17 protein-coding genes and 1 tRNA gene are annotated in these 16,352 nt (G+C 70.9%); 10 read left to right on the top strand and 8 right to left on the bottom strand.

The genetic code is table 11. The annotated features are described in order from the left end of the window. Window positions 1–64: 64 nt before the first annotated feature. The 5 genes from STTU_RS10695 to STTU_RS10680 all read left to right on the top strand — a co-directional run bounded on the left by STTU_RS10695 (window position 65) and on the right by STTU_RS10680 (window position 3,012). Window positions 65–256: a hypothetical protein gene (locus tag STTU_RS10695; RefSeq protein ID WP_043254789.1), complete on the top strand. Its 192-nt coding sequence runs from the start codon at window positions 65–67 to the stop codon at window positions 254–256. A 26-nt stretch (window positions 257–282) separates the two neighbouring features. Next, complete coding sequence (locus STTU_RS10690) at window positions 283–855, top strand: pilus assembly protein TadG-related protein (RefSeq protein WP_007822617.1); 573 nt, start codon at window positions 283–285, stop codon at window positions 853–855. Window positions 856–922: 67 nt separating this feature from the next. Continuing rightward, window positions 923–1,489, top strand: a complete 567-nt coding sequence (locus tag STTU_RS32945) for a hypothetical protein (protein ID WP_007822615.1) — start codon at window positions 923–925, stop codon at window positions 1,487–1,489. Then, window positions 1,489–2,103, top strand: coding sequence for an OmpA family protein (locus tag STTU_RS10685; RefSeq protein ID WP_043254787.1), 615 nt, complete (start codon window positions 1,489–1,491; stop codon window positions 2,101–2,103). Before STTU_RS32945 ends, STTU_RS10685 begins: the two co-directional genes overlap by 1 nt. A gap of 138 nt (window positions 2,104–2,241) precedes the next feature. Beyond that, a complete protein-coding gene (locus tag STTU_RS10680) occupies window positions 2,242–3,012 on the top strand; it encodes a methyltransferase domain-containing protein (protein WP_007822613.1) in 771 nt (256 codons plus the stop codon). Here STTU_RS10680 and STTU_RS10675 read toward each other — a convergent pair. The 3 genes from STTU_RS10675 to mgrA all read right to left on the bottom strand — a co-directional run bounded on the left by STTU_RS10675 (window position 2,987) and on the right by mgrA (window position 5,631). Continuing rightward, window positions 2,987–3,538 carry an AAA family ATPase gene (locus STTU_RS10675; RefSeq protein WP_234019206.1) on the bottom strand — a complete coding sequence of 184 codons (552 nt, stop codon included), beginning with the start codon at window positions 3,536–3,538 and terminating at the stop codon, window positions 2,987–2,989. The genes STTU_RS10680 and STTU_RS10675 overlap by 26 nt on opposite strands. 224 nt (window positions 3,539–3,762) lie before the next feature. Beyond that, window positions 3,763–4,182 (bottom strand): DUF192 domain-containing protein, encoded by a 420-nt coding sequence (locus tag STTU_RS10670; protein WP_007822611.1) that lies wholly within the window; start codon window positions 4,180–4,182, stop codon window positions 3,763–3,765. A gap of 441 nt (window positions 4,183–4,623) precedes the next feature. Continuing rightward, entirely contained in the window at window positions 4,624–5,631 is a 1,008-nt protein-coding gene (mgrA, locus tag STTU_RS10665) for an L-glyceraldehyde 3-phosphate reductase (RefSeq protein ID WP_043254783.1), read from the bottom strand. A 112-nt stretch (window positions 5,632–5,743) separates the two neighbouring features. On the opposite strand from mgrA, the gene STTU_RS10660 reads away from it, so the two are divergent. The 4 genes from STTU_RS10660 (at window position 5,744) to STTU_RS10645 (ending at window position 11,041) form a co-directional block, all read left to right on the top strand. Beyond that, a complete protein-coding gene (locus STTU_RS10660; protein ID WP_043254780.1) occupies window positions 5,744–6,505 on the top strand; it encodes an isoprenyl transferase in 762 nt (253 codons plus the stop codon). Between the two features lie 524 nt (window positions 6,506–7,029). After that, a complete protein-coding gene (locus STTU_RS10655; protein WP_007822607.1) occupies window positions 7,030–8,352 on the top strand; it encodes a PhoH family protein in 1,323 nt (440 codons plus the stop codon). Window positions 8,353–8,821: 469 nt separating this feature from the next. Further along, complete coding sequence (locus STTU_RS10650; RefSeq protein ID WP_009068446.1) at window positions 8,822–9,562, top strand: lytic transglycosylase domain-containing protein; 741 nt, start codon at window positions 8,822–8,824, stop codon at window positions 9,560–9,562. Window positions 9,563–9,709: 147 nt separating this feature from the next. Then, window positions 9,710–11,041 (top strand): AI-2E family transporter, encoded by a 1,332-nt coding sequence (locus STTU_RS10645; RefSeq protein WP_007822602.1) that lies wholly within the window; start codon window positions 9,710–9,712, stop codon window positions 11,039–11,041. A 76-nt stretch (window positions 11,042–11,117) separates the two neighbouring features. Here the strand turns inward: STTU_RS10645 and STTU_RS10640 are convergent, their stop codons facing one another. Further along, window positions 11,118–11,651, bottom strand: coding sequence for an alkyl hydroperoxide reductase (locus tag STTU_RS10640; protein WP_007822600.1), 534 nt, complete (start codon window positions 11,649–11,651; stop codon window positions 11,118–11,120). 3 nt (window positions 11,652–11,654) lie between these two features. Beyond that, window positions 11,655–12,209: a peroxiredoxin gene (locus tag STTU_RS10635; RefSeq protein ID WP_007822598.1), complete on the bottom strand. Its 555-nt coding sequence runs from the start codon at window positions 12,207–12,209 to the stop codon at window positions 11,655–11,657. 358 nt (window positions 12,210–12,567) lie between these two features. Here STTU_RS10635 and STTU_RS10630 point away from each other — a divergent pair, with 358 nt between their 5' ends. Next, window positions 12,568–13,998, top strand: coding sequence for an LCP family protein (locus tag STTU_RS10630; RefSeq protein WP_007822585.1), 1,431 nt, complete (start codon window positions 12,568–12,570; stop codon window positions 13,996–13,998). 149 nt (window positions 13,999–14,147) lie between these two features. Here the strand turns inward: STTU_RS10630 and STTU_RS10625 are convergent. The 3 genes from STTU_RS10625 to STTU_RS10615 form a co-directional block, all read right to left on the bottom strand. Beyond that, window positions 14,148–14,220 (bottom strand) — tRNA-His (locus tag STTU_RS10625). 104 nt (window positions 14,221–14,324) lie between these two features. Next, the gene (gene orn / locus STTU_RS10620) at window positions 14,325–14,921 is read right to left on the bottom strand and encodes an oligoribonuclease (protein WP_007822584.1); all 597 of its coding nucleotides are present in this window, start codon (window positions 14,919–14,921) and stop codon (window positions 14,325–14,327) included. A gap of 10 nt (window positions 14,922–14,931) precedes the next feature. Next, the gene (locus STTU_RS10615; RefSeq protein ID WP_007822583.1) at window positions 14,932–16,116 is read right to left on the bottom strand and encodes a helix-turn-helix domain-containing protein; all 1,185 of its coding nucleotides are present in this window, start codon (window positions 16,114–16,116) and stop codon (window positions 14,932–14,934) included. Between the last annotated feature and the right edge of the window lie 236 nt (window positions 16,117–16,352).

The following is a 16,352-nucleotide window of genomic DNA, read 5'->3' as shown; positions in this document are numbered from 1 at the left end:
TCCCCCCACCACCCTCCGTGGCCCTACGGTCACACCACCACTCCGGCCCACCCGGGAGACCACCATGCCCAAGCCCACCACCTGGCTCCCCACCCTCCGACACAGGCTCCGCAGGGACGACGGAGCGGGGTTCGTGGAGTACGCGGGATTGCTGATCATCATCGCGGGGATCTTCGTGCTGATCGACGGTCTGGGGCTCGACGGAAAGATCTCCGGGGCGATTCTGGACGCGGTGAACAGTGTGGTGGGTGGCTGAGAGCTGGCGACGGGCAGGCCGGTCAGGTGCTGCCGCTGTTCGTGTGGGCGACAGCGGCGATCCTCTTCGCGGCATTCGCGTTCTTCGCCTTCGCCCAAGCGGCGTTGGGGAGGAACGGCGCTCAGTCGGCTGCTGACGCGGCTGCGATTGCCGCGGCTCAGGAGGAAAGGGATCAGCTCACCGACGGGTTCGTCGCCGCTCTGGAGCAGGACGGGGACTGGGGCAGGTGGCTGGACGGGCTCGGCAGCGACCCCGTGGACCTCTCCCCGGCGGCAGCACGTCTGGCGTCGTCGAATGACGCGACCGTGGAAAGCCTGCAGCGTGTCGACACGGCAGTGGGGCCGGGTGTCCGTGTGCGAGTGGTACGGAACACCGGTCTCGGGCCGAACGTGGTGGTGGGCATTCAGGGGAAGCGCGCACACGCGGAGGCGACAGCCGCGGTGAAGCCCCTCTGCGCGATCGGCGAGGGCAAGCCGGAGGAGGGCCAGGTCTCCTTCGTCTGCGCGAAAGGCGAGCGTTATTCCTTTGATCCGGAAGAGCTGGACGACGCGCGACTTCCCAGCTCTTCGGAACTTTTCTCGGTGCAACTGACGGACTGATCACATGGAAGGCGGAGTCATGTCTGTTCCCCAACGGCGTGCCCTGAGGGAGCCGAGAAAGGCGGTCGTGGCGTTTTCCCTTGTTGCCGCGATGAGCCTCGCGGTCGCCTCCTGCGGTGGAGGGGGAGACGGGGATTCCGGAAAGGAATCGACAAGCTCATCTCCCGCCGCCACGCGCGAAGACCGACCTTCGTCACCGGCCGCGCAGCCTTCTTCGGAGGAGAGCGGTGACGCCGTCCTCGCCGAGGTCAAGGGCGGGCAGGAACTCGACCTGAAAATCACGAGCGCGCAACGTGATGCAGCAGGTTTCGTCACGGTCAGCGGCACCGTGACCAACGGCAGCGGAAATGCCTGGACAGCTGCCGACTGGCGCGGTGACGAGCGGGAATTGCGTGACAACGGAGGCTCCATCGCCGGAGCCTCCTTGGTCGACGGCGGGGCGAAGAAGCGATATCTGGTGCTCCGCGATACGCAGGGGCGCTGCCTCTGCACTCGTTTTGTCGGAGGTGTGAACCCCGGGGCCACGACGGACTGGTTCGCTCAGTTTCCCGCTCCTCCCGCCTCCACCAAGAAGGTCACCTTTCAGGTCGGGAGTATGCCGCCCGCCGAGATTCCGCTCAGTGAGGCGCAGTGATGGGGCGGCTTCGGGCGGGGGCTGTGGTGGCGGTCGCTTCGGCGACGCTCGTCTTCGGGCTCCCCGGGGGAGTGGCCGGCGCCGATGACGGCCCCACCGTGCCGCCGGGGAGCGTGACCACCTCGCCGCCCCCCGACGTCGATGCGAGCAGTCCCGGGCTCCGTCTCGCCGACGGCGCGCAGCTCGCGCCGGCCAAAGTGCTCGACATCAAGTCCGTCGTCGAGGACCTCGGCGGCGAGGAACGCCGCGAGGACACGAACACCGACGTCAAATTCGCCCTCCAGGCCGAAGTCCTCTTCGACAAGGACAAATTCGCCCTCGACCCCTCCGGCCGGGCCCGCATCAAGGCCATCGGAGAGGAGGCGAAGAAGCAACGGGCCCGCACCGTCCGCGTCTTCGGTTTCACCGACAACCTCGGCAGCTACGCCCACGGCAAAACGCTCTCGAAACGCCGCGCCGACATCGTCCACGACGAACTCGCCCAGTACCTCGGCCCCGAAGTCACCTTCGAGGTCCGCGGCTACAGCGAGGACTACCCCATCGCCGACAACACCACGGAGGAAGGCCGCCGCAAGAACCGCCGCGTCGAGGTCTCCTTCCCCCGCACGGGCTGAGACGGAGGGGCGGGAGCACGCGAGCGAGTATCGGCGCCACCAGTACCGCATTCAAGCCCCCGTCGGCCCGGCCCCGCGCCGGCTCCCCACCCCGAAACCCGCTGGCCACACCCCTCGCACCCGCGTCATGCTCGACCCATGGACTCCACCGCACACGACTTCGACGCCCTCGTCCGTGACGGCGCCACCTCTCCCGTCGAAGGCTGGGACTTCTCGTGGTTCGAGGGCCGGGCCACCGAGGAACGGCCGCCCTGGGGGTACGCGCGGCTGCTCGGCGAACGGATGGGGCGGGCGCGGGTGAGCCTCGACATCGACACAGGCGGCGGCGAGGTCCTGGCAAGCGCGCCCGCCGTACCGCCGTGCGCCGCCGCCACCGAGTCCTGGCCCGCGAACGCCGCGAAGGCCACCGCGCTGCTCGCCCCGCGCGGCATCGTCGTTGTGGCGACGCGCGCGGGCGAGCCGCTGCCCTTCCCGGACGGCGTCTTCGACCTCGTGAGCGCGCGGCACCCGGTCCGTACGGACTGGGCGGAGGTCGCGCGCGTGCTCGCTCCCGGGGGCACGTACTTCTCGCAGGAGGTCGGCCCGTGGAGCGGCGCCGAGGTCAGCGAGTGGTTCCTCGGGCCGCAGCCGGAGGAGACGTGGACCGGACGCGACCCCGAGAAGGCGCGCACGGCCGCCGAGGCGGCGGGCCTGGAGGTCGTGGACCTGCGCGCGGTACGGCTGCGGATGGAGTTCCACGACATCGGCGCGGTCGTCCACTACCTGCGCAAGGTCGTGTGGATGGTCCCCGGCTTCACCGTCGAGCGGTACGAGGACCGCCTGCGCGAGCTGCACGAGCTGATCGAGGCCGAGGGCGGCTTCCTCGCCCACAGCAGCCGCTTCCTCATCGAGGCCCGCAAACCGGTCTGAGCGCGGGGGAGGCCCCGAACAGCTCCTCGACGAACGCGACCCGCCCGGCCACGTCGACACACGGCAGCGGCACGACCTCGTAGCCGTACTCCTCGTACACCGCCGCGATCATCTCGCCCGTGCGCCGCGCCACGGCGGGCGACTGGGCGCGCTCCTCGTCGAGGCGGTAGATGTCCGGCCAGAAGGGCGCGAGGAGGACACGCGGGTGGTACGGGAGCGCGCGGGCCGCGCGGGGGAGCGCGGGCGGCACGGAGAGGTCCTCCAGACGGAGGTAGCCGATCGTGTCGGGCAGGCCCCGGTCGAAGAAGACCGGCGGCCCGGCGCGGTCGGCTCCGGCGTACGTGGCGGCGTCCCGCGCGACCATCAGCTCCGCGAAGCGCGCCCGGTCGGCCCACGGGAGCGCGTCCCCGCCGCACGCCCGCTGCATCCGGATGATGGCGCGACCCGCCTCCGCCGTGATCGGGTGGCCGCGCCGCGCCAGCGCGTCGAGCAGCGTCGTCTTCCCGGCCCCCGGCCCGCCCGTCACCACGACGAACGGCGGCGCGGGGGCGCCTGCCGCGCGCGGTGCGGGCGGACGCTCCGCACAACCGCCTGATTCCGCATCGTTATCGTGCGGGTCTCGTGCAGACGCCATCGATCCCCTAAGTTCAGACCAACGGAAATCGCGTGCGCAAACACGCGTGCTCCGGTACCGCGCGGTGGAGGGGGCCGCGCGGTACCGGTCCGGATTCACGTGGCCCCGAGCGGGCCTCAGGCGGTCGCGTCGTGCCCGGTGTCCTCGACGGCGACACGGGTCCCCGGGGCCAGGCCCCAGCCGGCCATCGCGCCCGCCGCCGCCTCCAGGACGTGCCGCGCCCACGGGCGGGGCAGGCCGAGGCGCCCGGGGCGCATCGTCCGTACGGACCGCACGCGCCACTCGCGGTCGAGGAACGCCACGTCGATCGCGAAGCGCATCCCGAGGGTGTGCACCGCGCTCGCCGGGCTCAGCAGCAGCGCCCCCCGTACCGCGTCCCTCCCCAGCAGTCCGCGCCCCCGCTCCCGCGCCGTCCGCGCGACCTCCAGCGGGACCTCGGAGCCCGGCGAGCCGTCCGGGGCGAGGACCCGCAGTACCGGTCCCGGCGCGAGGGGCTCGCCCGGGTGGCCGCCGGAGGCGGACTCCGTACTCGTCATACCGGCGACGGTAGTCCCCGCGCGCCGTCCGCGTACCGTCCTCTCGTCAAACCGGACGCACCGGCTTCGCCCGTGTGGGTGGGAAGCGCCCCGAACCGCCGCACGGCGGTCCCGCGCGGCCCCGCGCCGGAGAGAAACCGGCGGAAACGGGCACCAAGGGGTCGGGAAGTGAGCGAATCGATCGGCGCCACGTCGCCGCGCGAACCCGGAGAGTAGTGGTACGGCGTGAATGTCGCCGTCTTCCCTCACGAAGGGTTATGGTGGGACTCCCCCCCCTCGGGCCGGTCCGTAACCCCCCCCCCACGGACCGGCCCGTTTTCTTTGCCCGGACATGCCGGAGGCCGGTGGGGCCCCGCAAGGTCCTCACGGACCCGGGCGGCACGGCACCCCACCGGCCTCGTCGCGGCTCCCTCAAGCGGTCAGACCGCCGGGCGCCTCAGCTCACCACTCCACCGTCAGCGCGTCGATCCGCTCCAGCTCCCGCTCCGTGAGCGCGGGCGCCGACACGGCCGCCACGTTCTCGTCGAGCTGGCGGGTCGAGGAGGCGCCGATGAGCGCGGAGGTCATCCGGGGGTCGCGCAGGACCCAGCTCAGCGCGAGCTGCGCGAGGGTCTGGCCGCGACCGGAGGCGATCTCGTTCAGCTCGTTGAGCTTCTTGATCCGCTCCTCGGTCAGCGTCGTCGGGTCCAGCGACTTGCCCTGCGTGGCCCGCGAACCCTCCGGGATGCCGCCCAGGTACTTGCCCGTGAGCACGCCCTGCGCGAGCGGCACGAAGGAGATGCAGCCCATCCCGGCCGTCTCCAGCGTGTCGAGGAGGCTGTCCTTCTCGGTCCACCGCTCGATCATCGAGTACGAGGGCTGGTGGATGAGCGCGGGAACGCCCAGCTCGCGCAGGATGCGGGCCGCCTCGGCGGTCTGCTCCGAGGAGTACGAGGAGACACCCACGTACAGCGCCTTGCCCTGCTGGACGGCGGTCGCGAGCGCGCCCATCGTCTCCTCCAGCGGGGTGTCGGGGTCGAAGCGGTGCGAGTAGAAGATGTCGACGTAGTCGGTGCCCATCCGGCGCAGCGAGGCGTCGAGCGAGTTCAGCAGGTACTTGCGCGAACCCCACTCGCCGTACGGGCCCGGGGTCATCCGGTAGCCCGCCTTGGTCGAGAGGACCAGCTCGTCCCGGTACGGGGCGAAGTCCTGGGCGAGGAGCTTGCCGAAGTTCAGCTCCGCCGAGCCCGCCGGGGGGCCGTAGTTGTTCGCGAGGTCGAAGTGGGTGATGCCGAGGTCGAAGGCGTGCCGCAGGATCTCGCGCTGCGAGTCCAGGGAGCGGTCGTCGCCGAAGTTGTGCCACAGGCCGAGCGAAACGGCGGGCAGCAGCAGGCCGCTGCGGCCCGTGCGCCGGTACTCCATGGTGTCGTAACGGCCGTCCGCCGCCTGGAAGAAAGCGTTGTCTGACATGCGCGAAGAGTACGTGAGGGCCGTGTGACCCGGCGTCGGGGGCCGCCCGCGAACGGCGGTAGGGTGGCGCCTTCCGGAGTGCATTGCCTGCCGCACGGAGGGGCTGACAGACGTGAACATGCGCGACCTCGTGTACCGACTCTACGCACGGCGGGTGCGAGGGCGCCTCGACCACGCGCAGGTCCCCAAGCACATCGGCCTCATCCTCGACGGCAATCGCCGCTGGGCCCGCGCCTCCGGCGGCACCACGGCGCAGGGCCACCGCGCGGGCGCCGAGAAGATCGAGGAGTTCCTCGGCTGGTGCGCCGAGACGGACGTCGAGGTCGTGACGCTGTGGATGCTCTCCACGGACAACTTCGACCGCCCCGAGTCCGAACTCGTCCCCCTCCTCGGCATCATCGAGGACTCCGTCCGGGCCCTCGCCGCCGACGGCCGCTGGCGCGTCCACCACGTCGGCGCCCTCGACATCCTGCCCGACAACACGCGCACCACTCTCAAAGAGGCGGAAGCCGTGACCTCGGGCAACACCGGGATACTGGTCAATGTCGCGGTCGGCTACGGCGGTCGCCAGGAGATCGCCGACGCCGTCCGCTCCCTCCTCCACGACGCCGCCCGCAAGGGCACGAGCTTCGAGGAACTCGCCGAGGCCGTCGACATCGACCTCATCTCCGAGCACCTCTACACCCGCGGTCAGCCCGACCCCGACCTCGTCATCCGCACGAGCGGCGAGCAGCGCCTCTCCGGCTTCATGCTCTGGCAGAGTGCCCACTCGGAGTACTACTTCTGCGAAGTCTTCTGGCCTGCCTTCCGCAAGGTCGACTTCCTGCGCGCGATGCGCGACTACGCGGCCCGCCACCGCCGCTACGGGGGCTGAGCCGGGCGGGTCACGGCCCCGGTACGAAGGGCCGCGCGCCGGACCACGCGGCCTCGCGTGTCCGCTCGTACCGCCTCGCCTGCCCGCTCGCGCGGCCCCGCCCCGCACGCCCCGGGCGCACCCCGCCGCTCCCCGGCTTCACCCCTCGTTCCCCCACGTGTCGTCAGACGCTCGCGCATGACCGGCTTCCGGTCCGGGAATAGCTCACCCAGGCCGGTATCCGACCCACGGACACCGGATCTCAGCGGGTGGCAGGGTGCCGCCCGCCCGGGAGGGCCCTTGCGCCAGGACGACCGAGCGGTACGTCTTCACCTCACCGGCCCACACGGCCGGAGCACCGGCTCACACGGCCGGAGCACCGGCCCGCGCGGCCGGAGGGTCACGCCCCTGGCGCCTGTCACCGCCTCTCCCGGTCCCCATTCCCCGGCCGCCCCACCTCCCCGGACCCCGCACGCCCGCGTGCGCGGTGCGGGGGCGCGCGGGGCGGCCGTTCCCCGTCCTCGTCCGAGGGGGTATGTCTCTCCGTGGTGACCAGCACGCAGCGCCGCAAGCCCGACCGGCGCACCTACGTCATCGACACCAGCGTCCTGCTGGCCGACCCCAACGCCGTGCACCGCTTCGACGAGCACGAGGTCGTGCTCCCCGTCGTCGTGGTCACAGAACTGGAGGCCAAGCGCAACCACCCGGAACTCGGTTACTTCGCCCGCGCGGCCCTGCGCCTCCTGGACGACTACCGGGTGCGCTACGGACGGCTCGACGAGCCGCTCCCGGTCGGCGAGATCGGCGGCACGCTCCGCGTCGAACTGAACCACTCGGACCCCTCGGTACTCCCTTCGGGGTACCGCCTCGGCGACAACGACTCGCGCATCCTCGCCGTCGCCCGCAACCTCCAGGCCGAGGGGTACGACGTCACCGTCGTCTCCAAGGACCTGCCGCTGCGCATCAAGGCGTCCTCGGTCGGCCTGCTCGCCGAGGAGTACCGCGCGGAACTCGCCATCACCGACTCCGGCTGGACCGGGATGACGGAGGTGACGCTGACGGGGGAACAGGTCGACCGCCTCTTCGAAGAGGAGGAGGTCAGCGTCCCGGAGGCCGCCGAACTGCCCGTGCACACCGGGCTCACCATCCAGTCGGAGCGCGGCAAGGCGCTCGGCCGCGTGACGGCGGCGGGGGACATCCGCCTTGTACGGGGCGACCGCGAGGTCTTCGGCCTCAAGGGGCGCAGCGCCGAGCAGCGCGTCGCGCTCGACCTGCTCCTCGACCCCGAGGTGGGCATCATCTCGATGGGCGGCCGGGCAGGTACCGGCAAGTCGGCGCTCGCGCTGTGCGCGGGCCTCGAAGCGGTCCTGGAGCGCCGTCAGCACAAGAAGGTCATGGTCTTCCGGCCGCTGTACGCGGTCGGTGGCCAGGAGCTCGGCTACCTGCCCGGCAGCGAGTCCGAGAAGATGAACCCGTGGGCGCAGGCCGTCTTCGACACCCTGTCCGCCGTCACCAGCCGGCAGGTCATCGAGGAGGTCGTCTCACGCGGGATGCTGGAGGTCCTGCCGCTCACGCACATCCGCGGCCGGTCGCTGCACGACGCGTTCGTCATCGTCGACGAGGCCCAGTCGCTCGAACGCAACGTGCTGCTCACCGTCCTCTCCCGGATCGGCGCCAACTCGCGCGTCGTGCTCACCCATGACGTCGCGCAGCGCGACAACCTCCGGGTCGGGCGGTACGACGGGGTCGTTGCCGTCGTGGAGAAGCTGAAGGGGCACCCGCTTTTCGCACACGTGACCCTCACCCGTTCGGAGCGCAGCCAGATCGCGGCTCTTGTGACCGAACTCCTGGAGGACCGCGAGCTGTGAGAGGTACGGGTCAACACCCGCCCTGAACAGGGAAGTTGACCCGTGGCCCCGCGTGATCCCGAGACGCCGCCCGGCAGATGGCCAAGGAGCCTAGCCGGGCGGCGTCCGTGTGCGCTGCCTTATCCATCAGAAACATCACCCAAACGGCGTGTGACCTATCCCACGCAACGGAGAATTGCCTTGCGGCGTCCAGTTCCGGCAGAGTTCTCAGCCGTCAGGCCCCGCACACAGCTTGTGTCTCCACGGCCCCGGCACCGCACCCGCTTCACGGGTGGGGCAAGGGGCCCCGCAACTCCATAGAGAAGCTGTGTGCCACCCGTGTTCCACGGGGCGCCCCGCTGTGAGGAAGCAGCCGGGCAGCGCCCCTCGGGTCCGTGCTTCCCGTGACCACGAGCAAGGGGAAGCCAGTGTCAGGGGCACGATCGCGCCCGCGAGGTCACCTAAGCGGGCGACGCTGGAAGGAAACCGTGTGAGCCGGATCTCGGTCCGGGGATTCGCGGTGGCTTCGGCCACCGCGGTCACCACCGTCGGAGCCGTGGTGGGCGTTGCCTCGGGCAGCACCCCCCAGCAGACCTCGAACGACTTCGAGGCGACCGCGGCGGAAGACGCCACCCTCCTCGCGGACATCCCGGCGGGCCAGCAGGCCCGCGTACAGACCGCGACGCTGACCCAGCAGGCCGACGCCCAGGCGGACGCCGCGCAGGCAGGCGCCCGCAAGTCCGCCGAGGAAGCGGCCCGCAAGAGCGCGGCCGAGGCCGCGACCGCCAAGAAGGAAGCGGCGGTCAAGAAGGCCGAGGAGGCGAAGAAGAAGGCCGACGAGCTCGCGAAGCAGCGCGAGAAGGAGGCCAAGGAGAAGGAACTGGCCGCCAGCCGTTCCGCTACCCGCGACGCGTCCTCCTTCACGGTCCAGAGCTCGTACTCGGTCGGCGACGTCCAGGCGATGGCACGCCAGATCGTGCCCGCGGACCAGTTCCAGTGCTTCAGCAACATCGTGAGCCACGAGTCGGGCTGGAACTACCGCGCCACCAACGCGGGCAGCGGCGCCTACGGCCTCGTCCAGGCGCTCCCGGGCTCCAAGATGGCCTCCGCGGGCGCCGACTGGCAGACCAACCCGGCGACCCAGATCAAGTGGGGCCTCAACTACATGGACGGCCGTTACGGCAGCCCGTGCGGTGCCTGGTCCTTCTGGCAGGCCAACAGCTGGTACTAGACCGGCCCGCCGGTACGCCCCGGCAACGCCCCGGTACTCGCACGTACCCCGGAACCCCTCGCCCACCCCGGCGGGGGGTTCCGCCGTGTACGGTCTTTCCCCAGGACCTCGGGGGTGGTCCAGGACTGACGGGGAACAGGGACGTACATGCCGAAGAAGCCGGAGTGGTTCGGGCGCGCGAGCGCGCGTATCACGCACATGGGGCAGAAGCTCGACGAAAGACGCAGCGCCGCCGAGGAACGGGACGAGCCCGTCCCTCCCGCGGCCACGGGCGGCCTCGCGGGCGAGCCCCCGCCGCCCTACCGCCCGCTGCCGCGCCCGCGACCCGAGCCGGCCACAGCCGTCCCGTGGGGCGTGCGGGTCGCCGCCGAGGCGGGCTGGCGGCTGCTCGTGCTCGCCGCGACGGTGTGGGTGCTGATGAAGGTCATCAGCGCGGTCCGCCTCGTCGTGCTCGCCTTCGTGGTCGCCCTGCTGATCACGGCGCTTCTCCAGCCCCTCGTGGCCCGGCTCACCCGGCACGGGGTCCCGCGCGGCCTCGCGACCGCGCTCACCACGCTCTTCGGCTTCCTCGTCATGGGGCTCATGGGCTGGTTCGTGGTCTGGCAGATCATGGACAACGTCGACCAGCTCTCCAGCCAGGTCCAGGACGGCATCGAGGACCTGCGCCGCTGGCTCCTCGACAGCCCCTTCCACGTCACCGAGAAGCAGATCAACGACATCGCGAAGAACCTGCGCGAGGCGATCGGCACCAATACGGATCAGCTGACCTCCGCGGGCATCGAGGGCGTCACGATCATCGTCGAGATGTTCACCGGGCTGCTCCTCGCCTTCTTCTCCACGATCTTCCTGCTCTACGACGGCCAGCGGATCTGGGGCTGGTTCCTCAAGCTCGTCCCGGCCGCCGCGCGCGAGGGCGTCGCCGGCGCGGGCCCGCGGGCGTGGAACACCCTCACCTCCTACGTGCGCGGGACGGTGATCGTCGCTCTCATCGACGCGGTCTTCATCGGCATCGGCATCTACGTCCTGGAGGTGCCGATGGCGGTCCCCCTCGCCGTGATCATCTTCCTGGCGGCCTTCGTGCCGCTCGTCGGCGCCGTCGTCTCGGGGGCGCTCGCCGTGCTCGTGGCGCTCGTGACGCAGGGGGTGTGGGCGGCGATCATCGTGCTCGGTGTCGTCCTGCTCGTGCAGCAGATCGAGGGCCACGTCCTCCAGCCCTTCATCCTCGGGCGCGCGGTGCGGGTCCACCCGCTCGCCGTCGTCCTCAGCGTCGCGGCGGGCGGCATGATCGCCGGGATCGGCGGGGCGGTCGTCGCCGTGCCGCTCGTGGCCGTCCTCAACACCGTCGTGGGCTATCTGCGGCGCTACTCGGCCCGTGTGGATCCGCCGTTGCAGGGCGGGCCGCCGGAGATCGAGAAGGTCAAGGACCCGGGTCCCGGCCCGGGAGCGGTGCCCGAGCCGGAGCCGCGCCCGGTGGACTGAGCCGTATCCCGCCGGTACGCACGAGAGGGCCCCGTGGATCGTCCACGGGGCCCTCTCACGTACGTACCGCGCGCTCTCAGGCGGAGAGGCGCTCCTCGGCGTCGATGGTGACGCCGACGGCCTGGAGGACCGAGGCGACCTTGACGGCCTCCTGGATCGTCTCGCGCTCGACACCGGCCTTGCGGAGCACCTGCTCGTGCGAGTCGAGGCACTGGCCGCAGCCGTTGATGGCGGAGACCGCGAGGCTCCACAGCTCGAAGTCGGTCTTCTCCACGCCCGGGTTGCCGATGACGTTCATCCGCAGACCGGCCCGCAGGTTCCCGTACTCGGGGTCCGACAGGAGGTGGCGGGTGCGGTAGAAGACGTTGTTCATCGCCATGATCGCGGCGGCCGACTTGGCGGCCGTGTACGCCTCGGCGGAGAGGTTCGCCTTCGCCTCGGGCTCCAGCTCGGCGAGCACCTTCGGCGAGCGCGAGGCGATCGCGCAGGCCAGTACGGTGCCCCAGAGCTGCTGGGTGGGCAGCGGCGAATTGCCGATGACCGAGCCCAGGTTGAGGCGGAGGTCCTTGGCGTAGTCCGGTATCGCGGACTTCAGTTCGTCGAGGGCCATGGCTCACTCACCGGCCAGGAGCGCGACCGGGTCGAGGGTCTCGTCGCCCTTGCTCCAGTTGCACGGGCACAGCTCGTCGGTCTGGAGCGCGTCGAGGACCCGCAGGACCTCCTTGGGGTTACGGCCGACGGAACCGGCGGTCACCATGACGAACTGGATCTCGTTGTTGGGGTCGACCACGAAGACGGCGCGCTGCGCGAAGCCGTCCTCGCCCTCGATGCCGAGGTCGCGCATCAGCTCGTGCTTCGAGTCGGCCAGCATCGGGAAGGGGAGGTCGGTCAGGTCCGGGTGGTCCTTGCGCCAGGCGTGGTGCACGAACTCCGAGTCGCCGGAGAAGCCGAGGATCTGGGCGTCGCGGTCGGCGAACTCGCCGTTCAGCTTGCCGAAGGCGGCGATCTCGGTCGGGCACACGAAGGTGAAGTCCTTCGGCCACGCGAAGACGACGCGCCACTTGCCCTCGTAGGACTTGTGGTTGATCTGCTCGAACTCCTTGCCCTTTTCGAGCGAGACACAAGCAGTGAGGTCGTACGCGGGGAACTGGTCACCGACAGTGAGCACAAAAGCCTCCGATGGTGCGGGGTTGGACAGGGCACAGCGTGCCACACAGCCGATCTAGCAGGGAAATCGATCAGTCGGTTCGTGTCGATAGGTGCTACCGATCAATAGTCGATCAATAACGGTCTGTTCCCGAACAGGACCGGAGTGTTCCGCTGCCACCGCGCCTGCGGAGGCTCGAACGGGGGTTCTGTACCCTCGGGTGTCCCGCGTCCGACTCCACGGGCGAGGGCGGGAGTTGAACAGTGCGGTGCGAGGGGGAGACCGGGTGACGGGCGGGCACAGGCAGCAAGCGCGACGGGGAGCGGCCGGGCCGGGGAAGCGCAGACACGTACTGCGGTGGACGGCGGTCACGGCGACCGTGCTCGTGCTCGGCACCGGCGCCGCCGGATACGCGTACTACGAGCACCTCAACGGCAACATCAAGAAGGACGAGCTGAACCTCGGCAAGCACGGCGTCGCGAAGGCCGCGCCCAACGCCGAGGGCCAGACACCGATGAACATCCTGTTGCTCGGCTCCGACGACCGCAACAGCGCCGAGAACCTGAAGCTCGGCGGCGCGAAGAACGAGGTGGGGCGGGCCGCGCTCGCCGATGTGCAGATGCTCCTGCACCTCTCGGCCGACCGGAAGAACCTGTCCGTCGTGAGCCTGCCCCGGGACACCATGATCCCGGTCCCGGAGTGCACCGACCCGAAGACCAGGAAGACCTACCCCGCCGCGAACCTGGAGATGGCCAACGCCTCGCTCTCGCACGGCGGTCCGGGCTGCTCCGTGGCGACGTGGGAGGCGCTGACCCGTACCCACATCGACCACTTCATGATGGTCGACTTCGGCGGGGTCGTCTCGATGGCCGACGCGGTCGGCGGCGTCCCCGTGTGCGTCAAGCAGAACGTGTACTCGCACACCCCCGACGGCCACGGCTCGGGGCTCAGGCTCAAGGCGGGCACGACCTCGGTCAAGGGCGAGCAGGCCCTCCAGTGGCTCCGCACCCGCTACGGCTTCGAGGACGGCACCGACCTCGGCCGCACCCACGCCCAGCACATGTACATGACGTCGATGGTCCGCGAGCTGCGCGAGAACGCCACGCTCACCAACCCCGGCAAAATGCGCTCGCTCGCCGAGACCGCGACGAAGGCCCTCACGGTCGACGACCACCTCGACACGGTGAAGAAGCTCTACGACCTCTCGAACGAACTCCGGAAGGTCCCGAGCAAGCACATCACGATGACGACCCTGCCGACCGCGCAGTGGTCCGAGGACCACAACCGCCTCGTCCCCAAGCCGGGCGACGCGGAGGCCCTGCTCTCCCTCGTCCGCAAGGACCAGGCGCTCGACGGCAGCGGCACCAAGCCCAAGCCCAAGAAGAAGCCCGCGCCCGCCCACCCGGCCGCCTCCCTCGGCATCCAGGTCCTCAACGCCTCCGGGGCCGGCGCCGAAGCACCCGTCCCGGGGCGCGCGGGCCAGGTCGTCGGGCGGCTCAAGGCCAAGGGCTACACGGACGCCGAGATCAACGCGCAGCCCACCCCCGGCCAGGAGACCGCGGTCCTCTTCCCCGCCTCGGTCCCCAAGGCCGACGCCCAGGCCGCCGGACACGCCCTCGGCATCCCCGCCGACCTGCTCCGCAAGTCCGCCGATGTGTCGCGCATCACGATCCTGGTGGGCACCGACTGGCGCGAGGACACCGCCTACCCCGCCGAGAAGCAGCCGAAGAAGGCCCCGGAGTCGGCCGCGGTGCTCAACGGCGAGGACAAGGGCGCGTGCATGGCGGTCCAGCCGGGATTCACTTGGTGACAGCGGTCGTACGGGGGCCCGCGCCGTGGGGGACGGCGCGGGCCCCGCCCGCAGGGGCTCGTCCCGTTCCGTACCCGTCTCGTCCGCGCCCCGTACGACGAAGAGGCCCCCCATCTGCGTTTCCGCAGGTGAGGGGCCTCTTCCGAGAGGGTGAGTGACGGGACTTGAACCCGCGGCCACCTGGACCACAACCAGGTGCTCTACCAACTGAGCTACACCCACCATGACCGGCGCTTTTCTGACCGGCCGAGAAAAAGTGTACAGGGTTTTGGGGGGTGCTCGCGCACACCTTTTCCCGGGCGGCCCGGGAGCACCGGGGAGAGGGGTCAGGAGAGCTGGTACTTCGCGGCCACGGCCTTCGCCGTCTCGGAGTCGGGGCCGGGCTGCGGGACGAAGACGGCCTCGCGGTAGTAGCGCAGCTCCGCGATCGACTCGCGGATGTCGGCGAGGGCGCGGTGGTTGCCCTTCTTCTCCGGAGCGTTGAAGTAGGCCCGCGGGAACCAGCGGCGGGACAGCTCCTTGATCGAGGAGACGTCGACGATGCGGTAGTGGAGGAAGCCCTCCAGGTCCGCCATGTCGCGCGCGAGGAAGTTGCGGTCGGTGCCGACCGTGTTCCCGCACAGCGGCGCCTTGCGGGGCTCCTTCACGTGCTCCCGCACGTAGGAGAGGACGCGCTCCTCCGCGTCCGCGAGCGTCGTGCCGCCGTCCAGCTCGGCGAGGAGGCCCGAGGAGGTGTGCATGTCGCGCACCACCTCCGGCATCGTCGCGAGCGCCTGCTCGGGCGGGCGGATCACGATGTCCACCCCGTCCCCGAGGATGTTCAGCTCGGAATCGGTGACCAGTGCGGCCACCTCGATGAGCGCGTCGTTCGCCAGCGAGAGACCGGTCATCTCGCAGTCGATCCACACCATGCGATCGTTCATATGTCCCAGCCTACGCGGGACGCTCCCGCTGGCTGGGCAGTACGCCGCGGGCGGGCAGCCCCGCGAGGGCCTCGGCGCGGTCCTCGCCCTGGCGCCGCAACTGGGCCGGGACCGCGCTCGGCGCGGGCATCCGCTCGACCGCGAGGGCGGCCGTCGGCTGCTCGGCGCGCTCCTGCTGCGGACGGCGGGCCCGGTAGGCGGCCCGGTACGCGGCGGGGGACGAGCCGAGCTGACGGCGGAAGTGGCCGCGCAGCGCGACGGGGGAGCGGAAGCCGCAGCGCCCGGCGACCTCGTCCACCGAGTAGTCCGAGGTCTCCAGCAGCCGCTGCGCCTGGAGCACCCGCTGCGTGATCAGCCACTGGAGCGGGGCCGAGCCCGTCAGCGAGCGGAACCTGCGGTCGAAGGTGCGGCGGCTCATGTACGCGCGCGCGGCGAGGGTCTCCACGTCGAACTGCTCGTGGAGGTGCTCCAGCGCCCAGGCGACGACCTCGGCGAGCGGGTCGGCGCCGATCTCCTCCGGTAAAGACCTGTCCAGGTAGCGTTCCTGACCGCCCGTGCGGCGCGGGGGCACGACGAGCCGGCGGGCGAGCGCCCCGGCCGCCTCGTTGCCGTGGTCGGAGCGGACGATGTGCAGGCACAGATCGATCCCGGCCGCCGTACCGGCGGAGGTCAGGACGTCGCCGTCGTCGACGAACAGCTCGCGCGGGTCCACGTGGACCGAGGGGTAGCGCTTGGCGAGCGTCGGGGCGTACATCCAGTGGGTCGTGGCGGGACGGCCGTCGAGGAGTCCCGCGGCGGCGAGCACGAAGGCGCCGGTGCACAGGCCGACGATCCGCGCGCCCTCCTCGTGCGCCCGGCGCAGCGCGTCGAGCGCCTCGGCGGGGGGCGGCGCCGTGATGGACCGCCAGGCGGGGACCACGACGGTGCCCGCCCGCGAGACGGCCTCCAGGCCGTGGGGCGCGGTCAGTTCGAGGCCGCCCGTGGTGCGCAGCGGACCGTCCTCGCCGGCGCACACGAGCAGGCGGTAACGCGGCACCCCGGCGTCCTGCCGGTCGATGCCGAAGACCGAGAGCGGGATCGAACTCTCGAAGATGGGACCGCCGCTGAAGAGGAGCACCGCGACGATCTCGCGGCGTCTGCGGCCCGAGAGCCTGCGGCCCGGCGCCTCCGGTGCGACAGTGACATCCTGGCTCATGGCGCTAAGCCCCCCTCGGTCTTCGACGCACCCCGTCCTTGTCGGGCGTTCCGCTCCTGCACCTTGTCCCCTCGGTCCGGCACGAGTCCCCCGCCGTACGACAGTCATGATCGAATCTACTGTGTCCCGCGGTGCTCACGTGACCTGTTCGCCACCGGCCACTATGTCGACATGGCAACGTGGCGTAAAGCATTCGATCACGAAGCGTTGCACTTGGCGGCCCGACTGGGAAGTAC

Source organism: Streptomyces sp. Tu6071, assembly GCF_000213055.1.
GTDB lineage: Bacteria > Actinomycetota > Actinomycetes > Streptomycetales > Streptomycetaceae > Streptomyces > Streptomyces evansiae.
This window is presented reverse-complemented; position numbering and strand designations above follow the sequence as displayed.

Bases quoted from the DNA above. Each gene is read 5' to 3' on its own strand.
- mgrA (WP_043254783.1), bottom strand. From the start codon at position 5,631: ATGTCAGACAACGCTTTCTTCCAGGCGGCGGACGGCCGTTACGACACC.
- STTU_RS10670 (WP_007822611.1), bottom strand. From the start codon at position 4,182: ATGACGAGTACGGAGTCCGCCTCCGGCGGCCACCCGGGCGAGCCCCTC.
- orn (WP_007822584.1), bottom strand. From the start codon at position 14,921: ATGAACGATCGCATGGTGTGGATCGACTGCGAGATGACCGGTCTCTCG.
- STTU_RS10695 (WP_043254789.1), top strand. From the start codon at position 65: ATGCCCAAGCCCACCACCTGGCTCCCCACCCTCCGACACAGGCTCCGC.
- STTU_RS10680 (WP_007822613.1), top strand. From the start codon at position 2,242: ATGGACTCCACCGCACACGACTTCGACGCCCTCGTCCGTGACGGCGCC.
- STTU_RS10640 (WP_007822600.1), bottom strand. From the start codon at position 11,651: ATGGCCCTCGACGAACTGAAGTCCGCGATACCGGACTACGCCAAGGAC.
- STTU_RS10615 (WP_007822583.1), bottom strand. From the start codon at position 16,116: ATGAGCCAGGATGTCACTGTCGCACCGGAGGCGCCGGGCCGCAGGCTC.
- STTU_RS10645 (WP_007822602.1), top strand. From the start codon at position 9,710: ATGCCGAAGAAGCCGGAGTGGTTCGGGCGCGCGAGCGCGCGTATCACG.
- STTU_RS10685 (WP_043254787.1), top strand. From the start codon at position 1,489: ATGGGGCGGCTTCGGGCGGGGGCTGTGGTGGCGGTCGCTTCGGCGACG.